We start from the raw sequence: 25422 nt of genomic DNA on the forward strand, positions 1-25422 counted from the left end.
TTGATATAAATTAGACATAAATATAAATGGGGAGGGAAAAAATGAGATTCATTCATACATCAGATTGGCATTTAGGGAAATACCTAGAAGGCCACTCTAGAATTGAAGAGCAGGCAAAATTTTGTGAGGACTTCATACAAATAGTAGAATCAAATGAAGTTGATATGGTAATAATTGCTGGTGATATATATGATAATTCTAATCCACCAGCTCAAGCAGAAAAACTGTTTTATAGAACTGTTTCAAGACTTGCTAATAATGGACAAAGATGTGTAATAATAATTTCTGGGAATCATGATAATCCAGAGAGACTTTCTGCAATAACACCTTTAGCACATGAACAGGGTATACTTATATTTGGTTATCCATCAAGTTCTACAGAAAGAGCTAAGTATGAAAAGTTTGAAATAATAGAGGCTGTACAAGGATGCACAACACTAAATATAAATGGAGAAAGTATTGTAATTGCTACATTACCTTATCCAAGTGAAAAAAGATTAAATGAGGTTTTTTCAAGTGAAGATGATTTGGAAAAGCAAAAGACTTACTCTGAAAAAGTAGGTGATATATTTAGAAGTTTAGGAGAAAATTTTAGAAGCGATACTATAAATATAGCAGTATCACATATATTTGTAATAGGTGGAGAGAGTACAGAATCAGAGAGACCAATACAATTAGGGGGAAGCTTTCTGGTTGAAAAAAAAGACTTACCAGAAAAAGCTCAATATACTGCATTAGGACATTTGCACAAACAACAAAAAGCTTCTGAACGTTTAAATGCATATTATTCTGGTTCTCCGCTTCAATACAGCAAAGATGAAAGAGCATATACTAAAGGTGCGTATATAGTGGATATAAAAGCAGGAGAAAAACCAAATATCGAGGAAATTTATTTTAATAATTACAAGCCAATAGAAGTATTTAAATGTAATGGTATAGATGAAGCTTTAGATATATGTGAGAAAAATCAAGGTAGAGATATTTGGTCATACTTTGAAATAAATACTGATGAGATAATATCTCAAAGTGAAATTAAAAAAATGAAAGAATTATTAAAAGACATAATAGAGATAAAACCGATAATAACATCTTGTTATGAACAAGAAAGTGTAGATATAAAAGAAAAGTCTATGGCAGAATTATTCAAAGAATTTTATTCCTTTAGTAGAGGAGTAGAACCAAAAGGAGAACTTATGGATTTATTTCTAGATATAATAAGTGAAGAAGGTGAATCAACAGATGAGACCAATTAGATTAGAACTGACTGGACTTAATAGTTATATTGATAAACAAGTTATAGACTTTGAAAAGCTAATTGAAAGAGGTTTGTTTGGAATATTTGGGACTACTGGAAGTGGGAAATCTACAATTTTAGATGCCATAACCATTGCTATGTATGGAAATATATCTAGAAATACAAAAGAATATATAAACAGTGTATGTGACAAAGCAATTATATCATATGAATTTGAGATAGGAAGCAAAAATACAAGAAGAAGATACATTGTAGATAGAACTATTGTAAGAAGTAAAACAGGAACAAAAACTTCTGGCGCTAGATTAGTAGAGGTGTTAAATGATAATACAAAAAATGTTTTGGCTGATAAAGTTGTTGAAGTAAATGAAAAAGTGGCTCAAGTTGTAGGACTAACATCAAACGATTTTACGAGGTCAGTAGTTTTACCACAAGACAAATTCAATGAGTTTTTGAGATTATCACGTGCAGATAGAAGAGACATGTTAGAGAGAATTTTCAATCTTGAAAAGTATGGAAGAAGTCTTGGAGATAAGGTAAAAAAGAGAAAAAATTTACATTTGCAAAAGTTAAAAGACTTGAAATCAAAATTAAGTCAATACGATGGAATTACAGAAGAAGTGTATAATAATATCAATCAAGAACTAATAGAGTTAAAAAAACTAGAAAAAGATAAAAATAAAACTTTAGATTTAGCTCAAAAATCTTATGAAGAGAGTAAAGTAATATATGAGGAACAATTGAAACTAGAGAAAAATGAGCTTAGAAAAAATGAACTTAATCTAAAAAGCAATGAGATAAAAGAAAAAACTAATCTTGTAGAAAATGATAATAATGCAAGAAGAGTGGACCCATATATAGGCACAGTTCAAAATTTAGAAAAAAGAATAAAAGAGGACAGTTTCACAGTAGATAATTTAGATAAAAAATTAGTAATTTTAAATCAAGAACTTGAAGTTACAAAGCATAGATATGAAAAAATAAGTCGAATTAAAAATGAAGAAGTTCCTAAGTTAAGTGAGGAAAAAATAAAGTTACAACAAGCAATAAAACTAGAAGAAGAATTAGTTTTACTAGATAAGGAATTAAAAGAATTAAAAGAAAATGGCCTTGATTTAAGTAAAAACAAAATGGAGTTAGAAAAACTAAAAAAAGATTCTGAATCTAGAAAAGAAGCAGTTATTAAGTCTGTAAAAGAAGTTGAAGGAAAAATAGATAAAGTAAATATAAGTGCAGAATTAAAACAAAAAATATTTTTAGCATATGAATATGAGAAAGATTATAATAAAGTACTAGAAGAGAAAACTCAAAAAATAAATAAGCTAGGAGAAATATCTAAGGATACAGAAGATATAAATTTAAAAGTTAGATATATTGATAGAGATAAAAATGATATCAACCATAACCTAGAAAGTTTGTCTCTTCATTTAGATGTTCTTCTTAAGAAATGTCCTGGTAAAAGTGAAGATTTGCTTTTAAAATCTGAATATGTAACTGAATTAAGAAATAAGGCAAATAATACCAAAGAAAATGAAAGTAAGAAAAATAATATACAAGATGAATTAAAGGTAGTTTTAGAAAAGAAATTTAATATTGAGAGAGAGCTAAGTCTAGTAAATGAAAAGCTTGAGAATAATAGAAAAAATAGAGAAGACCTTGAGAAAGAGTTGGAAGAACTGAAATACTTGAATTTGGCTTCTGAACTTAGACGTGAATTAAAAGAAAATGTGCCATGCCCAGTTTGTGGTTCAAAGCACCATGAAAATCATAATATAACTAATTATGATGAAAATATAGTTTTTGTCAAAGACAAATTGGATAAATTGGAAAAAGAAAAAGTAAGCATAAGACACAATATTGAAGAATTAAATTCTAAAGTAAGTGGTTATGTGTCTGTAGAAAAAATGAAAACTAAAGAATTGGAAGATGTAAAAGGAAAGCTTGGGGAAATTCCATCAAGTCAATTATTTAAAAGACTTGATGATGAACAAAGAAAATTAGCTGTACTTAAGTCTAATATTCAAGAGTGGGAAAAAGAGAAGGAAAGCACCGAAAATAAAATAACATTGGCAAAAGAAGAAAAAAATAGAATTGAAAAAGAAGAATTAAAGATAAATGAAAGTCTGAATAACTATAAGAAATTAATAAAAGACTTAAATATCGAAATTGAAAACCTGGAACATAAATGTAAGAAATTAAAACAAGAGTATTTAGGATTAAAAACAATTACTAAAGTCTCAAATCTATCATCAAAAGTAGAAGAAATAAGAGAAAATGAAAAAAAATTAGAATTATTAAATACTGGATACTCAAACTTATTAAAAAACAGAGATTTATTAGATATTAAAATAAGAGAACAAGAAAGTAAGTTACATGAAATAGAATTAGAGTTAATAAAAGCTAGAGAGTTATATGTAGAAAAAAAAGTGCATAGAGACAGTAAGTATAAAGAAGTAATTAACATAACAAAAGGTGATTTAGCTGAAAATCTTTTACATAGTGTTGAAGAACGTATATGCAAGATACTAGAACAAGAAGAGTCTAGTAAAGTAAAGCTAGAAGAACAAAGGTCAGAATATGAAAAAAATCTTGCTGAAAAGCACAATATAGATGGAAGACTTAAAACTGCTAAAGAACAATATAAAGAACAAAAAATAATATTAAATAAACTGCTAGCAGAAAATAAGTTTGAAAGTATATACGCAGTAAAAAGAGCGTTATTAGAAAGTGAAGAAGTAAAAAAATTGATTGAAGAAATATTAGAATATGAAGAAGAACAAAAGTTATTATCATTTAAAATAAAATCATCAAAAGAAAAATTAAATGGAAGAATTATTAAAAAAGAATACTTTGAACAATTAAAAGATAATATTTATAATATGAAAGTAGAAATAGGAAATATATCCAAAGACATTGGAGCTAATCAAAATAGGTTGCTAACATTAAAAGATTCTTTAGATAAGATAAATGATTTTAATAAGGAACTTAGATTGGTTGAACATAAAGTAGATTTGTTAGAAGAATTAGATAAATGTATACAAGGAAATAAATTTGTAGAATATGTCTCTACAAATCAACTAAAGTATATAGCTTTAGAAGCATCAAAAAGACTAGAAGGAATAACTAAAGGAAGATATGCACTTGAAATTGACTCAACACTCAATTTTGTAATGAGAGATAATTTTAATGGAGGAGAAAGAAGAAGTATTGATACTCTATCTGGAGGAGAGACATTTTTAACTTCACTATCATTAGCACTTGCTCTTTCATCTCAAATACAATTAAAAGGAAGTGCACCGCTTGAATTCTTCTTCTTAGATGAAGGATTTGGTTCATTGGACAGTGAACTTTTGGAGATTGTTATAGAATCATTGGAAAGATTGCATAGTAATAATCTAAGTGTGGGTATAATAAGTCATGTCGAAGAACTTAAAAATAGGGTTCCTGTTAAGTTATTGGTTTCATCAAGTGAAGCTGGTGTAGGTTCAAAAGTAAAAATTGAATACAGTTAGAAACAATATGTTAATTGAATATATTATCTAACATTTCCAAAAAATATATAATTGTGATATAATTAAAACTAATATTAAATTTATTTATAATTAATGTCAATATAAAAAAACAAGTAAGTAGGAGTGTGGTAAGTGTTGGAATCGCCCAATAGTTTGGTCCAGATTATAATTTTAGTAGTATTACTTATGGGGTCTGCATTTTTCTCAGCATCAGAGACAGCTTTAATGTCTTTAAGTAAAATCAGAATAAGATATATGCAAGATGAAGGAGTCAAAGGAGCTAAGTTAGTAAGTTCATTAATAGAAAGCCCAAATAAACTTTTAAGTTCTATATTAGTTGGAAATAATGTTGTAAATATAGCAGCAACATCCATATCAACGTCACTGTTTATAGGGTTGATGGGAGAAAAAGGAGTAGCAATTGCTACAGCTGTTATGACAGTACTAGTGTTAATATTTGGTGAAATTACTCCAAAGACTATAGCAGCAAGTAACTCAGAAAAGGTTTCTCTTTTGGTATCTAAGCCTATAAGAGTAATTATATTTGTATTAAGACCAGTAGTATGGGTATTTAATATAATTACGAATGTTATATTTAAATTGTTTGGTATAACACATAAAGGAGCCAAGTCATTTATAACTGAAGAGGAATTAAAAACTATGGTAAATGTAAGCCATGAAGAAGGCGTCCTTGAAATGGAAGAAAGAGAAATCATAAATAATGTATTTGAATTTGGAGATATGCAAGCTAAAAATGCAATGATACAGAGAATAGATATGGTAGCTATAGATATGGAAGATAGTTACGATGAAATCATACAAGTATTTAAAGAAGAAAAACTAAGTAGAATGCCTGTATATGAAGAAACTGTAGATGATATTATAGGAATACTTAATATAAAAGATATTATATTTTTATCAGATGAGGAAATAGAGTCATTTGATATTAAAAATTATATGAGAGAACCATTTTTCACATATGAGTTTAAAAAGATAACACAGCTTCTTGAAGAGATGAAACTTGAAAAAAGTCAAATGGCTATAGTCGTAGATGAATATGGTGGGACATCTGGGCTTTTGACTATAGAAGATTTAGTAGAAGTAATTGTTGGTGATATAGAAGATGAATATGATGAAGAAGAAGATGAAATACAAGTTATAAAAGAAGATGAGTATATTGTAGATGGAAGTACTAAAATTGGTGATGTCAATGAACTTATAGGTGTAAACTTAGAATCTGAAGAATTTGATTCTATAGGTGGGTTTATAATTGGACATTTAAGCAGACTGCCAGAAGAAAATGAAGTAATTGAAGTTGATAATATAAGATTTTGTATAGAAAGTATAGAAAAAAACAGAATAAAAAAAATAAGAATATATACATGATGTAATAATGTTCTTAAATTTATTATAAGTGCATTGAATGTAGAATTTAAATTCTATATTTAATGCACTTATTTTTATTTTATATTCAAATAAAACTAGTATTAAATGGACAAAATAGAAATATAAATTAGAAGGAAGGAGATTTTTAAGATGAATATATTAGAAAATGATTTTTTATACAAATTAAAAAATAACACTATCTTTTTTTGTATATACACATTGTTGTTTATTTTTATTTATAAAGCGTTTCCATACATAGCTCCATTTTTTTTAGGTGGAATAATAGCTCTTATGATTAATCCTATATCCCAAAAATTAGAAAATAAGTTTAGCATCAATAAGGGTGTATCTACATTAGTTTTGAGTTTTCTTGCAGTAGCAGTAGTAAGTACAGTTACTACAATAATAGCAATAAATTCAGTGAAAGAATTAATGAGATTCCTAAATAATATATCTGCTAACCCTGAAGATATAAGCAATACAATTATGTATTTTTTAAATAAAGTAAATAACTATATGAAATCATTTCAAGAAATAGCTAACTTTGATATAGAACAATTAGTAAGTAAGTTTAGTAATGAAGTAATGCATATTACAAAAAATCTCCTTACAAGTATAATTGGACTGGCTACTTCTATTCCATATATTATAATATTTATAATTACTTTGTTTATTGCTACATATTTTATAGCAAAAGATTTAGATAAAATTGAAAATAATTTTTATAATATGTTTACTAGTGATGTAAGAAAAAAGGTAAAGAATGTAAAGAAGGAAGCAGGTCTTTCTCTTGTAGGGTATATAAGAGCTTATACAATACTTATGGCTATAACTTTTTTTACTATATGGGGAAGTTTTGCTATATTTGGATTGAAATATGGTCTTATAGTAGCTTTTGTAGGAGCTTTAATGGACTTAATTCCATTTTTAGGAATAATAACAATATACCTTCCAATAATCGTGTACTATTTTCTTATAAAAAATTATTTTATAGCTGTAAGTATGACTATAATATTTTTTGTTTTGTCTCTGATAAGAGAAATACTTGAACCTAAATTAGTATCAGTAAATGTTGGGTTAAATCCATTAGCAACACTGGCTGCAATTTTTATTGGAATTCAGGTAAAGGGAATAATAGGAGTAATTTTTTGTTTGGGTTTGGTATGTATGCATGATATACTTAAGAAGGTGGATATCTTTTAACTATAAATAATTAATATATTTTTGTAGTAAAATTTTATTCACTAATAAATAAAAATTCCATTAATATTGTAAGAAAGAAGGTATATGCATGAAGCAAAAAGTAGTAGAAAGATTTTTAAAGTATGTATCATTTGATACAACATCGAATTCTCAATGTGAAAATTGTCCATCTTCAGAAGGTCAAAGAGTTTTAGCTGAATATATAGTTGAAGAGTTAAAATCAATTGGTATTGATGAAGTAAGTTTAGATGAAAACAGTTATGTAATGGCTACTTTAAAAGGAAATGTTGAAGGTGTAGATACTATAGGGTTTATATCACACTTGGATACAATTGAAGATATAAGTGGAAAAGATATTAAACCAAGAATAATAAAAAATTATGATGGAAAAGATATAGTTTTAAATGAAGAATTAAATGTTGTTACCTATATAAAAGATTCTCCAGAATTAGTAGAATTTAAAGGAGATGATTTAATAGTTACTGATGGAACAACTTTGCTTGGTTCTGATGATAAAGCTGGAATAGCCGAAATAGTAACTGCAATAGAATACTTAATCAATCATCCTGAAATTAAGCATGGAGATATAAAAATAGGATTTACACCTGATGAGGAAATTGGAAGAGGTGCAAATCTATTTGATGTTAAAAAATTTGGAGCAAAATATGCATATACTTTAGACGGAGGAGTAGTTGGAGAACTTGAATGTGAAAACTTCAATGCAGCAAATGCAACTATTACTATACATGGTAGAAACGTTCATCCAGGTTCAGCTAAGAATAAAATGGTCAATGCTATACATATAGCAGCTGAAATATCAGAAATGTTCCCAGCGGATGAAAGACCAGAAACAACAGAAGGTTATGAAGGCTTTTGGCATCTAAATACTATAAATGGAAATGTTGAAACTGTAAGCATGGCTTATATTATTAGAGACCATTGTAGAGAAAAATTTGAACAAAGAAAATCTATATTGATAGAAAATATAGAAAAAATAAATAAGAAATATGATAATAGAGTGGAACTAGACTTAAAAGATTCTTATTATAATATGAAAGAAAAGATTGAGCCAGTTATGTTCATCGTTGATATAGCCAAAGAGGCAATGGAAGAAGTAGGCATAAAGCCACGTTTAGTTCCTGTAAGAGGTGGTACTGATGGTGCAAGACTATCATTTGAAGGACTACCTTGTCCAAATATATTTACGGGAGGATTAAACTTCCATGGTAAAAATGAATGTATTCCAGTTAGTTCTATGGAGAAAGCTACTAAATTAATTATAAGAATAGCTGAAAAATATGCTGAAAGAGTTTAGTTAAAAAGTATTCAAAAATTAAGAGTTTAAAGTTATAATAGCTATATCATTCTTTATGAAACAAATGGATTATAAGTTTGTTTTGTATTTAAGATGATGTAGCTATTTTATAATTATCTTGATAAAAGGTAATTATATTTACTTTGGGGTATAAATAAGTATTGCAGAGTGTCTATAAGTATTAATATTTTAAATAAGGGGGAATTATATTGAAAATTAAATCTAAAAAAATAATGGTATTTGCACTTGTATTAGGGCTTGTAATGCCTAGCTGTGTATATGCAGATACAACTAGCAAGAATAAAAATTCGCAGGAAAATATGAATAGCTATATTCAAAACAGAAAATCTCCAAAGGGAGAAAAGTTAATTGGGGAAGATAGATTTGATACAGCTATAAAAATATCTCAAAGTGGATGGAATAATGGCTCAGAGAGGGTTTTTCTAGTAAATTCAAATTCATTACCAGATGCACTAGCTTCAACTCCTTTGGCAAGCAAATTGGATGCTCCAATACTACTTACTAATAAAAATAATGTACCAGAAAATGTAGCAGATGAGATAACAAGACTTAATCCTGAAGAAATTATTTTAATTGGAAGTGAAGGAGCAATTTCATCAAATGTAAAAAAATATCTTGAAGATACAGGTGTTTTAGTAAGCAGAATTGGAGGAGCAGATAGAGAAGAAACTTCTTTGCTTCTTACTAAACAATTGGATGATACAGGAGATTTAGGCGTTTCAAAAATAGCAGTAGTTAATGGCTATAATGGTCTAGCAGATGCAACTTCTATATCAAGTCCAGCTGCAAGTGATAATATGGCTATAATATATGCAAGTAAAGATAGTATACGAAGTGAGGCTAAAAGTTTTATAACACAAAATTCAAATGAGACATACATAATAGGCGGAGAATATAATATAAGCAAAAAACTTGAGGGACAACTAGTAAATTCAGAAAGACTAGCTGGAACAGATAGAAAAGACACAAATGCTAAAGTTTTAGAAAAATTTTATGGAAAATTAAGTAAGGTTAGTAATATGTATTTTGCAAAGGATGGAAGTGGTAGAGAAGCTGATTTAGTTGATGGGCTTGCTGCTGGAGTATTGGCAGCAAAAACAAAATCGCCTGTCATTCTTGCAAGTGGAAGTTTAAGTAATGGGCAACAAAGTTTTATAAAGAAAGTAAAAGCAAATAAGTTTGTACAAGTTGGTGGAGGAAAAAATAGTAATCCTTATACAGAAGCATTAGGATTACAGTAGTTTTATCAATTAGCAATATTATATAATAGAGACAAGTAAACTAAGTTATGTTTAATTAGAAGTTTGAATTAATGTATTTGAAATTCTAATTAAGTTGCAAATAGCCTAGTTTACTTGTTTTTGTGCAAATATACACTTTATAATATTGTAGGTTATACAGATGAAGTTATTTAAAACATAATTAGTAGAAATTTTGTGATACTTTACAATATCGTATGTTGTTATACAGTTTTCTGATGATATAGAATAGAAAAGACACTTTAGTGTAAAGTGTCTTTTTATAATATATTTTACTTTTGTAATTAAATTTACTCTATATGTTTTAAGTATTAGCCTTTAACGTTTTTAATACATTCTTATGGAATACTACATTTAGTTAATATTGATTATATTTCCAGTATTAATATCGATTAAATTGATATCAAGTTCAAGTTCATCTTCATCATCAGTTTTTATAATATCTATAATTGCTACAGAATGGCTTCCATCTTTGGGGATAGAAGTACTTCCAGGGTTTATAACTATTAAATTGTCATCCATATATAGTTTCTTTACATGAGTATGTCCTAAAACTAATATGTCAGCACCCATTTTCTTTGATTTATCAATAATTTCTTCTTCTGTTTCTGTATAACCATGATTTAATATAATCCTAATTTCTCCAAATTGGCTCATGACATAAGGACTTTGAATAGGATGTTCTATTACCATCTGGTCGACATCTGCATCACAGTTACCTTTAACAATTATAATATTTTCTAATTTGTTTAATACTTCAATAAATTTTTTAGGGTTATATCCTTCTGGAATATCATTTCTAGGACCATGATATAATACATCTCCTCCATGTAAAAGGATATCACAATCAGATAATACATTTAATGCTTTTTCAAAGTAAAGTAAACTACCATGAGTATCACTCATTATTCCTATTTTCATATTAAAATCCTCCTAAGTGCAGTCTATAAAAATTTTTCAGATACTCTATGCCAAAATTCGTAATTTGACATCCTAAGTAATTTTATTTTTGCATCAGACATGCTAACTTTTATATTTTCAATTTGTCTAAATCTGTGTTCAACCCCATCAACAACAATCAATAATGAATCTTCAAATCTGTATTCTGGTGCAATTTTTATAACAGATTCATTTGAACATATTATACTTGATGTAAAACATCTATATGCATTAGTGTTTATTGGATGTAAAGGTGTAATCTGCATAAGTTCAAGTTTTATATCAACAATACTACCACCAGCAGAATAGTTGTAGGCGGTTGAACCTGTGGAAGTAGAAATAATCATACCATCTCCACTAAAATTTTGTATATGTTTATCATCAAGGCTTAGATTAAGATGTATAGTTCTAGACTTGTCTCCTCTTATAACAACTTCATTTACAGCAAGCATGTTAGAGCCGCTAGTAGTTGTATATACTTCAGCATTAAGAAGTGACATTTCTTGAATAATATAATCCTTTTTTATATAAGCTTCAATAAAGCTATCAATCTTATCTGGTAAAATATCAGGAAAAAATCCCAGATGTCCTGTATTTATACCCATTATGGGAATTTCAGGAAAATCGAAATCTCTAACTGTTCTTAAAAAAGAGCCATCACCGCCAATTGATATAATAAGTTCTGTATCTGGATAAATATCTGAATACACCTCAAAGCCAGCGTTGACAAGTTTTCTAGTTAAGAGTTCTTTAGTCTCAAGGGACTTATTTAATTGGTTTGCATTTATAGTTATAATTCTTTTCATATATTCACCTCTTCATACTTTGTATTATAACATAGTTTTATAACTCTTAATTTATAAATTTATAAATGACCTAGCTTGTTGTGAATGTGTTAAAATATGTATAGGGGGTATAAAAAATTACATAAGAGGTGAAGACGTGTTTAAGGTAAAAAATATCACAAAAAAATTAGGTAAATTTAAATTAAATAATATAAACTTGGAATTAAAAGAAGGAGAGATTATTGGAGTTATAGGACCAAATGGTTCTGGAAAGACAACTTTAATAAAAATTATAATGGGGATTATTGATGCTGATGAAGGTGAAATTGAACTTTGTAATGAAACAATTGACAACTCTCCAGTAAGTTTTAAAAACAATATTGGTTTTGTATATGATTCTTTACAATTTTATCCGCATTTGAAGGTAAAAGAGTTTAGAAGAATAGTATCTTTATTTTATAGTAATTTTGATAGAGAAAGATTTGATGAATATCTTGAAAAATTTGAAATAGAAGAAAATATACATATTAAGAATTTATCCAAAGGACAATCTGAGAAGCTTATGTTAGCAAATGCACTTAGCCATAATGCAAAACTACTTATTTTGGATGAACCAACCGCTGGAATAGACCCAATTGTAAGAAAAGAAATAATGCAGTATCTAAAAGATTTTGTGAAAAATGGAAGTAGTAGTGTAATAATTTCAACTCACAATACTGATAATTTAATTAGGATTGCGGATTATCTTATTTTTGTAAATAAAGGAAATCAAATTTTTACAATAAAGAAAGATATGATAGAGCAGGAATATAAAATAATTAGGGCAAATAAAGCAGAATTAGACGAAATTAAAGAAAATATAGTGGGTGTAAAAGAGTATAAATATTATAGTGAAGCACTACTAAAAGTTGGAGATAGCTTAAAAGTAAAAAGCTTATTGATAGAAATTGATAAACATAAAGTTAAAAATCCTACTATAGAAGAACTAATGTATTATTATGTAAATGAGGTGAAATAATGTTCAATTTGATAAGAAAAGATTTAATAGTAGGAGTTAGTTCAGATGGGATTCGTAATTTGAAGTACATATTGCTATTTTTTATTTTTTATTTTTTCCTTAATTCAATTTCGTATTATACCGTAAGTGTTGTCATAAGTTATTTGATTTTTGTAAATACATTTGAATGTGATTATGAAAGTGATTCAAGAATATTTATAAGAAGTATGCCAGTTAGTATTGAAGATATAGTGTATTCAAAGTATTTATTAGGTGTGGGATTAATAATTTTTATAACAACAATTGCATCTTTAATAAGTAAATTGACATCATTAGTGTTTTTTAGAAGCATGGTTTTAAATGATGTGTTCTTTTCTATAAATATATTTTTAGCAATTTTATCAATAGTACTTCCTTTATTTTTTAAATTTGGATATGGCAAAATGAAAATTTGTGGATTAATAATAAGTATTTTAGTTTATTTTGTATATGGGAGTATTTTAAGAATGGTTAGTATGATAGTATATCAAGTAAAGCATGTTAATTATAGTAAGGTAGGAGGCGTATACCTTTCAAATTATATTACTGATATGACTAATACTAGATATATAAATCTATATAGTATTACATTTTTGACTATAATGATTTTTATAATATCTATGTATTTTTCTATTAAGATTTCAAAAAAAAATAAGTTTAATTATAAAAGTTTTTAATTAATATTATAGCGTAAAATATAAGGAGATTAGAAATGAATAAGTTTATAAAAGTTTCAATTTTTATTTTGGGAGTTTTTACACTATTCATAGCTATAAATAAATTAGCATATAGAGATATGGTAAGTGTCAAAGATTATGAAATAAATCATTTAGAGGAAATTGTTTTTGATTTTGATAGCAGAAGAAGCGAAGAAATTGGTACTGTTATAAGATTCAAAATAAGTAATAATAGTAAATACAGATATAGATTAAACAGTGCAAAAATGAGATTTGAGAATTGTATTGAGAGTAAAAAAGGAGAGAATAAATGCTCTTATTATGTAAATATAGATTTGTTTAATGAAAAAAATTCTATAACTGAAAAAACCTTAAACTATGGGATAAAGTCGAATAATCAAGGTTATGTCGATTTTGTGATTCCAAAGGGGTTAAACTTTGACTACAGGTATTTTAATGACTCTGGTATGAGTGTAGAATATAAGGGCGAATTTACTGTGGAAATGCCTATCGCAAAAGGTTTATATCTAGTAGTTAGAAAAAATAATGATGTATGGAATTCTAATGTTATGGAGTAATTTGAAAAAATTGAAAAATAAAGTTATTGCATATATAATTAAAATAGTATGAAATTTATAAATATTCAGGCTAGGAGGGTGTTCAATGTCAATAAGCAATGTAAGAGAGTATTTTAAAGAATTTGGAAGGGAAGATAGCATACTAGAGTTTGAACAATCTAGTGCTACTGTAGAACTTGCGGCAGAAGCAGCAGGAGTTATTCCAGCTAGAATCGCTAAGACTCTTTCATTTAAAATAGGAGAGGATGCAATTTTAATTGTTACAGCTGGAGATGCTAAGATTGATAATAAAAAATACAAGGATGAGTTTAGTTGTAAAGCTAAAATGTTAGCACCAGAAGAAGTTCTAGATTTTACTGGACATGCTATTGGTGGTGTTTGTCCATTTGGTTTAAAAAATCCTTTAAAAGTATATCTAGATGATTCAATGAAGAGATTTGATACAGTATTTCCTGCATGTGGTAGCAGTAATTCAGCAATAGAACTTACATGTGATGAAATGGAGAAATTTTCTAAGTGTGAGAAATGGGTAGATGTTTGTAAAAATTGGTAAAAAATATAATGAAAATTAGTAAAAAAATATCCCTGTATACAGTCTGTGTGGGGATATTTTTATGTGGAAAATATTTATAAATCTAAGAGAAAAATCTAATTTAAACTAATAATCCAAAAAAAAGTTAAAAAATTCTGATTTTTCTTCAAAATAATAAAAAAATGACAAAAAAATGGAAAAAATGTAGTAAATATTGTTAAAAAAATAATTAGAAATTATTGAAAAATTATCCTTTGAGTGATACTATTATAAATGTAAGATATTTAAAAAACAAAAATAATCACGAAAAAATATGATTATTTAGCTCTATTAAAATAATTTTGATATGATAGAAAAAATTTATATATGGGTTGAAATACTAATATACATAACATTTACTATTGATATACCCTAGAATGAACATCATAAACAAATTATTTTATCTATAACCATTGTGAGAGAAGTCTTATTCTAGCTTGAAATTTCACAAAATTCCAAAAAGCGAGATTTTTTTTAAGAACAGTTGACTTTAAATTAACAATTTATAATTAAATTAATGTCATAATCGGTTAATATAATTGCATATAAATATAGGGCGGACTTTAATTAAGGTTATAAATTTCTCGACGTATACTCAAATACTTTATTATAGATGTTGCCGAGATTTTAATTAATAAATGAAAATAAAATATTTATAAAATACTGAGGAGGCTATTATGGATTTAAATTCTAAAAAATATCAGATGCTTAAAGAGTTATATGTAAGCTTCGCTGAAAATGAAGTTAAACCTTTAGCAACAGAGCTTGATGAAGAAGAAAGATTTCCTTATGAAACAGTGGAAAAAATGGCAAAAGCAGGAATGATGGGTATACCATATCCAAAAGAGTATGGTGGAGAAGGTGGAGACACTGTAGGTTATATAATGGCTGTTGAAGAATTGTCTAGAGTTTGTGGAACTACAGGAGTTATATTATCGGCTCATACATCTCTTGGTTCATGGCCTATATATCAATATGGTAATGAAGAACAAAAACAAAAATTCTTAAGACCATTAGCAAGTGGTGAAAAATTAGGAGCATTTGGTCTTACTGAACCTAATGCTGGTACAGATGCGTCTGGACAACAAACTACTGCTGTTTTAGATGGAGATGAATACATACTTAATGGCTCAAAAATATTTATAACAAATGCAATAGCTGGTGACATATATGTAGTAATGGCAATGACTGATAAATCTAAGGGTAATAGAGGAATTTCAGCATTTATAGTTGAAAAAGGAACTCCTGGATTTAGCTTTGGTGTTAAAGAAAAGAAAATGGGTATAAGAGGTTCAGCTACTAGTGAATTAATATTTGAAGATTGTAGAATACCTAAAGAAAATTTACTTGGAAAAGAAGGCCAAGGATTTAAGATAGCAATGTCTACTCTTGATGGTGGTAGAATTGGTATTGCAGCACAAGCTTTAGGTTTAGCACAAGGTGCTCTTGATGAAACAGTTAAATATGTAAAAGAAAGAGTACAGTTTGGTAGACCACTATCAAAATTCCAAAATACACAATTCCAATTAGCTGATATGGAAGTTAGAATACAAGCGGCTAGACATCTTGTATATCAAGCAGCTATAAATAAAGACTTAGGAAAACCTTATGGAGTAGAAGCAGCAATGGCAAAATTATTTGCAGCAGAAACAGCTATGGAAGTTACTACAAAAGCTGTACAACTTCATGGTGGATATGGATACACTCGTGATTATCCAGTAGAAAGAATGATGAGAGATGCTAAGATAACTGAAATATATGAAGGAACTAGTGAAGTTCAAAGAATGGTTATTTCAGGAAAATTATTAAAATAGAGATATTAAAATATACACAATAGGTCGATATTAAAATAGATATGGAGGAAGGATTTATGAAGATAGTCGTTTGTATAAAACAAGTTCCAGATACAACAGAAGTTAAACTAGATCCTAATACAGGTACTTTAATTAGAGATGGAGTACCAAGTATAATAAACCCTGATGATAAAGCAGGTTTAGAAGAAGCGATAAGATTAAAAGAAGAAATGAGAGCTCATGTAACTGTAATAACAATGGGACCTCCTCAAGCAGATATGGCTTTAAAAGAAGCTTTAGCAATGGGTGCAGATAGAGGAATATTATTAACAGATAGAGCCTTTGCAGGTGCTGATACTTGGGCAACTTCATCAGCATTAGCAGGAGCATTAAAAAATATAGATTTTGATATTATAATAGCTGGAAGACAGGCTATAGATGGTGATACTGCACAAGTTGGACCTCAAATAGCTGAACATTTAAAACTTCCATCAATAACATATGCTGAAGAAATAAAAACTGAAGGCGAATATGTTTTAGTAAAAAGACAATTTGAAGATTGTTGTCATGACTTAAAAGTTAAAATGCCATGCCTTATAACAACTCTTAAAGATATGAACACACCAAGATACATGAAGGTTGGAAGAATATATGATTCTTTTGAAAATGATGTAGTAGAAACTTGGACTGTAAAAGATATAGAAGTTGACCCTTCTAACTTAGGTCTAAAAGGTTCTCCAACTAGCGTATTTAAATCATTTACGAAATCAGTTAAACCAGCTGGTACAATATACAACGAAGATGCAAAAGCATCAGCTGGAATTATTATAGATAAATTAAAAGAAAAATATATCATATAATTAAGGGGGGATAAAGAATGGGTAATGTTTTAGTAGTAATAGAACAAAGAGAAAATGTAATTCAAACTGTTTCTTTAGAATTATTAGGAAAGGCAACAGAAATAGCCAAAGATTATGATACAAAAGTTTCTGCATTACTTTTAGGTAGTAAGGTAGAAGATTTAATAGATACATTAGCACATTATGGAGCTGATGAAGTAATAGTAGTAGATGATGAAGCTTTAGCAGTGTATACAACTGAACCATATACAAAGGCTGCATATGAAGCAATAAAAGCAGCGGACCCAATAGTTGTATTATTTGGAGCAACTTCAATAGGTAGAGATTTAGCACCTAGAGTATCTGCTAGAGTACATACAGGACTTACTGCTGACTGTACAGGACTTGCAGTAGCTGAAGATACAAAATTATTATTAATGACAAGACCTGCTTTTGGTGGAAATATAATGGCAACAATAGTTTGCAAAGATTTCAGACCTCAAATGTCTACAGTTAGACCAGGCGTTATGAAGAAAAATGAAGTTGATGAAACTAGAGAAGCTGTAATTAATCGTTTTAAAGTAGAATTTACTGAGGCTGACAAATTAGTTCAAGTTGTAGAAATAATAAAAGAAGCTAAAAAACAAGTTAAAATAGAAGATGCTAAAATATTAGTTTCTGCTGGACGTGGAATGGGCGGAAAAGAAAATTTAGATATACTTTATGAATTAGCTGAAGTTATAGGTGGAGAAGTTTCTGGTTCTCGTGCAACTATAGATGCAGGATGGTTAGATAAAGCAAGACAAGTTGGTCAAACTGGTAAAACTGTAAGACCAGACCTTTATATAGCATGTGGTATATCTGGAGCAATACAACATATAGCTGGTATGGAAGATGCTGAGTTTATAGTTGCTATAAACAAAAATCCAGAAGCTCCAATATTTAAATATGCTGATGTTGGTATAGTTGGAGATGTTCACAAAGTACTTCCAGAACTTATAAGTCAATTAAGTGTTGCAAAAGAAAAAGGTGAAGTTTTAGCTAACTAATTTCTTGGGGAGGGTATTATGAGTACAAGCGATGTTAAAGTTTATGAGAATATAGCTGTTGAAGTAAATGAAAATATATGTACAGTGAAAATGAATAGACCTAAAGCCCTTAATGCAATAAATTCAAAAACTTTAGAAGAACTTTATGAAGTATTTGCTGATATTAATAATGATGAAACTATTGATGTAGTAATACTGACAGGGGAAGGAAAAGCATTTGTAGCTGGAGCAGATATTGCATATATGAAAGATTTAGATGCCGTAGCTGCTAAAGATTTTAGTCTTCTAGGAGCTAAAGCTTTTAGAGAAATAGAAGATAGTAAAAAAGTAATAATAGCAGCTGTAAATGGATTTGCTTTAGGTGGAGGATGCGAACTAGCAATGGCTTGTGATATAAGAATTGCATCTGCTAAAGCTAAATTTGGGCAACCAGAAGTAACTCTTGGAATAACTCCAGGGTATGGAGGAACTCAAAGACTTACAAGACTGGTTGGACTGGCAAAAGCAAAAGAATTAATCTTTACAGGTCAAGTTATAAAAGCTGATGAAGCTGAAAAAATAGGGCTAGTAAATAAAGTTGTCGAGCCAGAAGCTTTAATGGAAGAAGTTGAAAAACTAGCTAAAACAATAGCTAAAAATGCTCAACTTGCAGTTAGATACTCTAAAGAAGCTATACAACTTGGTGCTCAAACTGATATAGATACTGGAATAGATATAGAATCTAATTTCTTTGGACTTTGTTTTTCAACTAAAGACCAAAAAGAAGGAATGTCAGCTTTTATTGAAAAAAGAGAAGCTAACTTTATAAAAGGATAAACAAATCTAATTAAAAATATATTTGCTGTTAACTAGATTGAATAAATACTTTAATCTAGTTAACAGAATATAAATACTAAAATAACAGGAGGTTATAACTATGAAATTAGCTGTAATAGGTAGTGGAACTATGGGAAGTGGTATTGTACAAACTTTTGCAAGTTGTGGTCATGATGTATGTTTAAAGAGTAGAACTCAAGGTGCTATAGATAAATGTTTAGGCTTATTAGATAAAAATTTAACTAAATTGGTTACTAAAGGAAAAATGGACGAAGCTACAAAAGCAGAAATATTAAGTCATGTTAGTTCAACTACTAACTATGAAGATTTGAAAGACATGGACTTAATAATAGAAGCATCTGTAGAAGATATGAACATAAAGAAAGATGTTTTTAAATTATTAGATGAGTTATGTAAAGACGATACTATTTTAGCAACAAATACTTCATCATTATCTATAACAGAAATAGCTTCTTCTACTAATAGAGCAGATAAAGTTATAGGAATGCATTTCTTCAATCCAGTTCCTATGATGAAATTAGTTGAAGTTATAAGCGGTCAATTAACATCAAAAGTTACTTTTGATACAGTATTTGAATTATCTAAGAGTATCAATAAAGTACCAGTAGATGTATCTGAATCTCCTGGATTTGTAGTAAACAGAATACTTATACCTATGATAAATGAAGCTGTTGGTATATATGCAGATGGCGTTGCAAGTAAAGAAGAAATAGATGAAGCTATGAAACTAGGTGCAAACCATCCAATGGGACCTTTAGCATTAGGTGATTTAATAGGATTAGATGTTGTTTTAGCTATAATGAACGTTTTATACACTGAATTTGGAGACACTAAATATAGACCTCATCCACTTTTAGCTAAAATGGTTAGAGCTAATCAATTAGGAAGAAAAACTAAAATAGGATTCTATGATTATAATAAATAAGAACTGAAATCTAAAAAATTTAACTGATATTGTCTAAAAAAAAACAATCTCAAAAATCTGATAAAAATCTAATTTAATGGGGGTAATGAATATGAGAGAAGTAGTAATTGCCAGTGCAGCTAGAACAGCAGTAGGAAGTTTTGGAGGAGCATTTAAATCAGTTTCAGCAGTAGACTTAGGTATAACAGCAGCTAAAGAAGCTATAAAAAGAGCTAATATAACTCCAGATATGATAGATGAATCACTTTTAGGAGGAGTACTTACAGCAGGTCTTGGTCAAAATATAGCAAGACAAATAGCATTAGGTGCAGGAATACCAGTAGAAAAACCAGCTATGACTATAAATATAGTTTGTGGTTCTGGATTAAGATCTGTTTCAATGGCATCTCAACTTATAGCATTAGGGGACGCTGATATAATGCTAGTTGGTGGAGCTGAAAACATGAGTATGTCTCCTTATTTAGTACCAAGTGCTAGATATGGTGCAAGAATGGGTGATACTGCTTTTGTTGATTCAATGATAAAAGATGGATTATCAGACATATTCAATAACTATCACATGGGTATAACTGCTGAAAATATAGCAGAGCAATGGAATATAACTAGAGAAGAACAAGATGAATTAGCCCTTGCAAGTCAAAATAAAGCTGAAAAAGCTCAAGCTGAAGGAAAATTTGACGAAGAAATAGTTCCAGTGGTTATAAAAGGAAGAAAAGGTGACACTGTAGTAGACAAAGATGAGTATATTAAACCTGGTACTACAATAGAAAAACTTGCTAAATTAAGACCTGCATTTAAAAAAGATGGAACAGTTACTGCTGGTAATGCATCAGGAATCAATGATGGTGCTGCTATGTTAGTAGTAATGGCTAAAGAAAAAGCTGAAGAATTAGGAATAGAACCTCTTGCGACTATAGTTTCTTATGGAACAGCTGGTGTTGACCCTACAATAATGGGTTATGGACCAGTTCCAGCAACTAAAAAAGCTTTAGAAGCTGCTAATATGACTATTGAAGATATAGATTTAGTTGAAGCTAATGAAGCATTTGCTGCTCAATCTATAGCCGTAGTAAAAGATTTAAACATAGATATGGCTAAAGTTAATGTTAACGGTGGAGCAATAGCTATAGGACATCCAATAGGATGCTCAGGAGCAAGAATACTTACTACACTTTTATATGAAATGAAGAGAAGAGATGCTAAAACTGGTTTAGCTACACTTTGTATAGGTGGTGGAATGGGAACTACTTTAATAGTTAAAAGATAGTTTTAGATTATAATTTTTAAAAATTAAACATTTAACCATGAACTTAACCTGTAAGAGTAACTATTTGTTATTCTTACAGGTTTTTATGGTTAAAAAATAATTATTATCTATTAAACAAAAATAGTGTAAAATATATAATATCATGGTTTTGAAGATATAAAAGAAAGTAGGTAAAAGTTTGTTTAAAAAAGAAAATCAAAAATATAATCTTATATCCTATACAAATGAAGAAGAAATGACTCTAAAAGAAGTTTTGCTGGACAAGCTAAATTTTTCGGTTAGGTCACTATCAAAAATGAAAAGAGAAAAAAGTGTATTAGTAAATGGTGTATATAAAAAGCCAAGTTTAAAAGTGTCTCGTGGGGATTTAATAGAGGTAAAAATAGAAGAAGAAAAAGCAAATTTTGAGCCACAAGATTTAAATTTACAAATAATATATGATGATTTTGATATAATTATGGTAAATAAGCCACCATTTATGGTAGTTCATCCAACTAAAAGTCACTATGATAATACAATAGCAAATGGTATTAGTTATTATATAGAGAAGCATAAAGAAAATGTAAAAATACGATTTGTAAATAGACTTGATATGAACACTTCAGGACTTGTTATAGTAGCAAAAAATGCTTATGCCCACCATACTTTGTCTACATCAATGAGTGAAAACAAAGTTGAAAAAACATATATAACAGTAGTGAATGGGATTATAGATGAAGATGAGGGAACTATAAATGAACCAATTTATAGACCTGAAGAGGATTCAATAAAGAGAGTAATAGATGAAAGAGGGCAAGCATCTGTTACTCATTATAAAGTAGTAGAAAGATTAAAAAATGCAACTGTACTAGAAGTAAAGCTAGAAACTGGTAGAACACATCAAATAAGGGTTCATATGGCTCATATAGGTCATGGAATAATAGGTGATGAGTTATATGGTTATATAGATGGAAATCTTATAAATAGGCAAGCTCTTCATGCATATAGCTTAGAGTTTGAACAACCAAGAACAAAAGAAATTTTAAAATTTAAAACAGATATACCAAAGGATATGCAAGAGTTAATATCGAAATTAAGATAGATGGGGTGATATATATGATAATACATAAATTTATAATACATGTTTTGGATAAGAATAGTGATGTTCCAATATTAAATGATTTTGAAGGTAAAGTTAATCAAGAAGTAGATGGATTTTTTCAAAAAGCAATAAAGAGAATTTCAAAGGATGAAGATTTAAGAAAAGGGATTTTTAAAGATTATAATGACAATTTAATTAAAAATTGTTGTGAACAAATAATATATGATGAAAGTTCTTTTTTAAAAAACTCTAAAGAAATAGCATCTTATCTGTTTGATGTTATGAAGATTAATGCAGCATTAGAATCTTGTGATTTGGCAATTTGCTTGTATACTGTAAAAGATGAAAAGAGTGTTGCTATATTGAAATTAGATTATAAAAAATTGTATACTCATTCAATTGAGTTTGTAGATGATAAATTTAATATTCAAATGGTATCAAATGAAATTGGTATTCCAGAAACTTTAAGACAAAAACAAGGAGCTTTAATTGGATTAAGTGGAATGAATGATGAGTTTCATCTAAGACTCTTAGACAAAGATGCAGAAAAAGAGGGTTCAGAATCAAAGTTTGTAACAGAATTTTTGCATGCTAAAAAAATAGATGATGATAAGTATAAGACAAAAGTATTTAAAAATACAGCCGAAAATTGGATAACTAATGCTCTTAGTAATGATATAAAACAAGCAGAAGATGTAAGAAGTATATTAAATTATACATTAAAAGAAAAACATGAAATTGATATAAATGATTTTGTTGATAATTCAATTAAGGATGAAGAATTAAAAGGTAGTTTTAAAGAGCATATGGAAGAAAAAGGTCTTGATGAAGGTTTTAGCATAGATAAAAAATGGGTTGAGAAAAAGCTCAAAAAGAGAAGTATAAAAACTGATAATGGTTTTGATATAAAAGGGAACCTAACTGATTTTGAAGACCCAATGAAATATACTGTAAAGCAAAATCAAGATGGAACTATAGATATAGTAATAAAGAATGTAACATTTTATGAAGAAAAGTAATCTTAATTTGAGTAATTTATAGGATTGGATATAAATTAAGTTAGAAGAAATGTATAGTTAATATAGTTATAAATAAAATGTAGATTAGTCTGTGTAAACTTCTAATAGAAATATTAAGTAGAAGTAGACACAGACTATTTATATTTGTAGACAAAATGATGTTATTTATTTTCTTCGATATATTTACATATATCACCAATACATTTAAAGTTTTCAGCTTCCTCATCTGGTATTTCTATACCAAATTCATCTTCAAGAGCCATTATAATCTCAACAGCATCTAATGAATCAGCTTCTAAATCTTCCATTAAAGATGCTTCCATAGTTATTTCATCTAAATTGTCTAACCCTAATTGTTCTGCTATTATTTCTTTTATTTTTTCAAACATTTTAAGCCTCCTACAGCAGTTTTAATTAATTTTAATGTTAGTTTAATATAATATCAAAAATTTTTCAATATGCAATTAGTAAAAAAAAATAAAATTTTATAAAGGTAGTAATAAAGTCTTATTTGATGAATAAACTTTATTGATAACAAATATAACTTAGGAGGAAATGCTATGAAATATGTAGGCTTATTACTAACATCTGTAGGAATATTTTTACTTATAGCAGTAAATTTTTATTATAATTCAATAACTTTAGATATGCAACGAATAGAGGACTATGTAATGGAAACCAATTTAATTCTTGAAGATGTAGCAGAGAAGGAAAGCTATGTATCTAATGAAAAGGACGATTATATATCAAGATTAATGCATGTAAAGAAAGGCATAGAAAATTCAAAAACATCCTTCTTGATAGAAAGATATAAAGAATACAAAGTAAAATCAATAGAAAGTTTAATTTATACTATATCAGAAGAAAAAAAGGATTATTTAGATGAAGTTGATAGATACAATAAACTAGGAGAAAAAGAAATAAATAAATTAATCAATAAAAACTTTTTAGAAGTAACTTATCTGTCTATTACTACATATATTTAATTAAAGAGACAAAAGTTAGTCTCTTAATGATTCAAGGAGGATTAGTTATGACAAAATTAGAAGACAATATGGAACGTTTCTTTGGAGGATGCGAAGGATTTTTTAGTAATAAAATGTTGATAATAATAGTTATAGTATTCTTATTATTATGTACAGACATTTTAGAAGACTTATTATGCGATGACAATATATGGATATGGGTTATATTAATAGTATTGTTGTTATTTAACTTCGATGATGGTTGTTGTTGCTAAAAAATATTGATTATTAAATAGGCAGAGCCAGTAACTTATACAAGTTATGGTTTTGCCTTTTTTAGTTAAGATAAAAAAATTTTAAAAAAATAATAAAAATACATTAGCAAAATGGAAACCAAATGCATAGTATATGTTAGGAGCGAAAAGCTCAACAAAATATCAACAGGAGGTAACGTGGAATGTTAGATAGATTCTTTGGAGAAGATGGATGTTTTGGTGGAGGAGGATGGTGGATAATCGTACTATTCTTCCTATTTTTAGCTTTTGGAGAGAGCTGGGCAGAATTTGACATAATGGCATGGATTCCATTCCTAATAGTTTTATTAATACTTTGCTGCTGTAGTGGATGCTTAGAATAAGAGTAGTAATTATTAAAAAAGGAGGAGTTTATTATGTTAGATAGATTTTTTGGAAACGATGGATGTTTTGGTGGGGGAGGATGGTGGATAATCGTATTATTCTTCCTATTCTTAGCTTTTGAAGATTGTTGGAGAGATATCGATATAATGTCATGGATACCATTCTTAATACTATTATTAATAACTTGTTCATGTGGTGGATTCTTTGATGGTGATGATGGTTGTGGCTGCGGCTGCTAAAACTAAACTGTTAAAGTGAAAAAATGCTGGTATGTTTTATACCAGCATTTTTTTATTTTATTTTTTAATGTAATTTAAATTAAGAATGAATATTATTAAAATTGTTGAATATAGGGTATAATATAAAATATAATGTATTTAAATGTACTTGATTTTATGGTAAAATAAGAACTTATATAAATATAGTTAAAATAAGAACCTGTATAAATTTGGTTCAGATTTAGATAAATTTA

At 28.3% G+C, this 25422-nt stretch carries 25 protein-coding genes; 22 read left to right on the plus strand and 3 right to left on the minus strand.

Translation table 11 applies throughout. The features are described 5' to 3' along the window. The first annotated feature begins 41 nt into the window (after window positions 1-41). From IC175_RS12430 to IC175_RS12455, 6 genes are all read left to right on the plus strand, one after another. Window positions 42-1253, plus strand: a complete 1212-nt coding sequence (locus IC175_RS12430) for an exonuclease SbcCD subunit D (protein WP_227434005.1) — start codon at window positions 42-44, stop codon at window positions 1251-1253. Further along, a complete protein-coding gene (locus tag IC175_RS12435; protein WP_227482157.1) occupies window positions 1240-4767 on the plus strand; it encodes an AAA family ATPase in 3528 nt (1175 codons plus the stop codon). The genes IC175_RS12430 and IC175_RS12435 overlap by 14 nt, the downstream gene beginning before the upstream one ends. 132 nt (window positions 4768-4899) lie before the next feature. Continuing rightward, on the plus strand, window positions 4900-6153 hold the full coding sequence (locus IC175_RS12440) for an HlyC/CorC family transporter (RefSeq protein ID WP_227482158.1): 1254 nt from the start codon (window positions 4900-4902) through the stop codon (window positions 6151-6153). A 150-nt stretch (window positions 6154-6303) separates the two neighbouring features. Continuing rightward, window positions 6304-7356, plus strand: a complete 1053-nt coding sequence (gene ytvI / locus IC175_RS12445; RefSeq protein WP_227434008.1) for a sporulation integral membrane protein YtvI — start codon at window positions 6304-6306, stop codon at window positions 7354-7356. 88 nt (window positions 7357-7444) lie between these two features. Continuing rightward, complete coding sequence (pepT, locus tag IC175_RS12450; protein ID WP_227434009.1) at window positions 7445-8671, plus strand: peptidase T; 1227 nt, start codon at window positions 7445-7447, stop codon at window positions 8669-8671. A 209-nt stretch (window positions 8672-8880) separates the two neighbouring features. After that, window positions 8881-9933, plus strand: coding sequence for a cell wall-binding repeat-containing protein (locus tag IC175_RS12455; protein WP_227851587.1), 1053 nt, complete (start codon window positions 8881-8883; stop codon window positions 9931-9933). A 372-nt stretch (window positions 9934-10305) separates the two neighbouring features. On the opposite strand, the gene yfcE is transcribed toward IC175_RS12455, so the two are convergent. Together yfcE and IC175_RS12465 are read right to left on the minus strand one after the other, a co-directional pair. Continuing rightward, complete coding sequence (gene yfcE, locus IC175_RS12460) at window positions 10306-10872, minus strand: phosphodiesterase (protein WP_227434011.1); 567 nt, start codon at window positions 10870-10872, stop codon at window positions 10306-10308. A 23-nt stretch (window positions 10873-10895) separates the two neighbouring features. Further along, on the minus strand, window positions 10896-11696 hold the full coding sequence (locus IC175_RS12465) for an NAD(+)/NADH kinase (protein ID WP_227434012.1): 801 nt from the start codon (window positions 11694-11696) through the stop codon (window positions 10896-10898). Window positions 11697-11832: 136 nt separating this feature from the next. Between IC175_RS12465 and IC175_RS12470 the strand changes: the two genes are divergently transcribed. From IC175_RS12470 to IC175_RS12525, 12 genes are all read left to right on the plus strand, one after another. Continuing rightward, window positions 11833-12693, plus strand: coding sequence for an ABC transporter ATP-binding protein (locus tag IC175_RS12470; protein WP_227434013.1), 861 nt, complete (start codon window positions 11833-11835; stop codon window positions 12691-12693). Continuing rightward, window positions 12693-13388, plus strand: a complete 696-nt coding sequence (locus IC175_RS12475) for an ABC-2 transporter permease (protein ID WP_227434014.1) — start codon at window positions 12693-12695, stop codon at window positions 13386-13388. The genes IC175_RS12470 and IC175_RS12475 overlap by 1 nt, the downstream gene beginning before the upstream one ends. A gap of 35 nt (window positions 13389-13423) precedes the next feature. Next, window positions 13424-13966 carry a hypothetical protein gene (locus tag IC175_RS12480; RefSeq protein ID WP_227434015.1) on the plus strand — a complete coding sequence of 181 codons (543 nt, stop codon included), beginning with the start codon at window positions 13424-13426 and terminating at the stop codon, window positions 13964-13966. 85 nt (window positions 13967-14051) lie between these two features. Beyond that, on the plus strand, window positions 14052-14519 hold the full coding sequence (locus IC175_RS12485; RefSeq protein WP_227434016.1) for a YbaK/EbsC family protein: 468 nt from the start codon (window positions 14052-14054) through the stop codon (window positions 14517-14519). Between the two features lie 695 nt (window positions 14520-15214). Continuing rightward, window positions 15215-16351: an acyl-CoA dehydrogenase gene (locus IC175_RS12490; protein ID WP_227434017.1), complete on the plus strand. Its 1137-nt coding sequence runs from the start codon at window positions 15215-15217 to the stop codon at window positions 16349-16351. Between the two features lie 56 nt (window positions 16352-16407). Continuing rightward, on the plus strand, window positions 16408-17190 hold the full coding sequence (locus IC175_RS12495; protein ID WP_227851588.1) for an electron transfer flavoprotein subunit beta/FixA family protein: 783 nt from the start codon (window positions 16408-16410) through the stop codon (window positions 17188-17190). A 17-nt stretch (window positions 17191-17207) separates the two neighbouring features. Continuing rightward, window positions 17208-18218 (plus strand): electron transfer flavoprotein subunit alpha/FixB family protein, encoded by a 1011-nt coding sequence (locus IC175_RS12500; RefSeq protein ID WP_227434019.1) that lies wholly within the window; start codon window positions 17208-17210, stop codon window positions 18216-18218. An 18-nt stretch (window positions 18219-18236) separates the two neighbouring features. After that, the gene (locus IC175_RS12505) at window positions 18237-19034 is read left to right on the plus strand and encodes an enoyl-CoA hydratase-related protein (protein ID WP_227434020.1); all 798 of its coding nucleotides are present in this window, start codon (window positions 18237-18239) and stop codon (window positions 19032-19034) included. 100 nt (window positions 19035-19134) lie between these two features. Further along, complete coding sequence (locus IC175_RS12510) at window positions 19135-19980, plus strand: 3-hydroxybutyryl-CoA dehydrogenase (RefSeq protein ID WP_227482163.1); 846 nt, start codon at window positions 19135-19137, stop codon at window positions 19978-19980. A gap of 91 nt (window positions 19981-20071) precedes the next feature. After that, entirely contained in the window at window positions 20072-21247 is a 1176-nt protein-coding gene (locus IC175_RS12515) for an acetyl-CoA C-acetyltransferase (protein ID WP_227434022.1), read from the plus strand. Window positions 21248-21425: 178 nt separating this feature from the next. Further along, entirely contained in the window at window positions 21426-22328 is a 903-nt protein-coding gene (locus IC175_RS12520; protein ID WP_227482164.1) for an RluA family pseudouridine synthase, read from the plus strand. Window positions 22329-22342: 14 nt separating this feature from the next. Further along, window positions 22343-23347, plus strand: coding sequence for a nucleoid-associated protein (locus tag IC175_RS12525; RefSeq protein WP_227434024.1), 1005 nt, complete (start codon window positions 22343-22345; stop codon window positions 23345-23347). Window positions 23348-23508: 161 nt separating this feature from the next. Here IC175_RS12525 and acpP read toward each other — a convergent pair whose 3' ends face one another. After that, window positions 23509-23736, minus strand: a complete 228-nt coding sequence (acpP, locus tag IC175_RS12530) for an acyl carrier protein (protein ID WP_227434025.1) — start codon at window positions 23734-23736, stop codon at window positions 23509-23511. A 171-nt stretch (window positions 23737-23907) separates the two neighbouring features. Between acpP and IC175_RS12535 the strand changes: the two genes are divergently transcribed. The 4 genes from IC175_RS12535 (at window position 23908) to IC175_RS12550 (ending at window position 25189) form a co-directional block, all read left to right on the plus strand. Next, window positions 23908-24333: a hypothetical protein gene (locus tag IC175_RS12535; protein ID WP_227434026.1), complete on the plus strand. Its 426-nt coding sequence runs from the start codon at window positions 23908-23910 to the stop codon at window positions 24331-24333. 47 nt (window positions 24334-24380) lie between these two features. Beyond that, on the plus strand, window positions 24381-24587 hold the full coding sequence (locus tag IC175_RS12540) for a hypothetical protein (RefSeq protein WP_227434027.1): 207 nt from the start codon (window positions 24381-24383) through the stop codon (window positions 24585-24587). A gap of 182 nt (window positions 24588-24769) precedes the next feature. Then, window positions 24770-24949, plus strand: a complete 180-nt coding sequence (locus IC175_RS12545; protein WP_227434028.1) for a hypothetical protein — start codon at window positions 24770-24772, stop codon at window positions 24947-24949. A gap of 33 nt (window positions 24950-24982) precedes the next feature. Then, entirely contained in the window at window positions 24983-25189 is a 207-nt protein-coding gene (locus IC175_RS12550) for a hypothetical protein (protein ID WP_227434029.1), read from the plus strand. Window positions 25190-25422: the final 233 nt, after the last annotated feature.

Origin of the sequence: Clostridioides sp. ES-S-0123-01 (genome assembly GCF_020658415.1) — a bacterium.
In the GTDB taxonomy this organism is placed as follows: Bacteria; Bacillota; Clostridia; order Peptostreptococcales; family Peptostreptococcaceae; genus Clostridioides.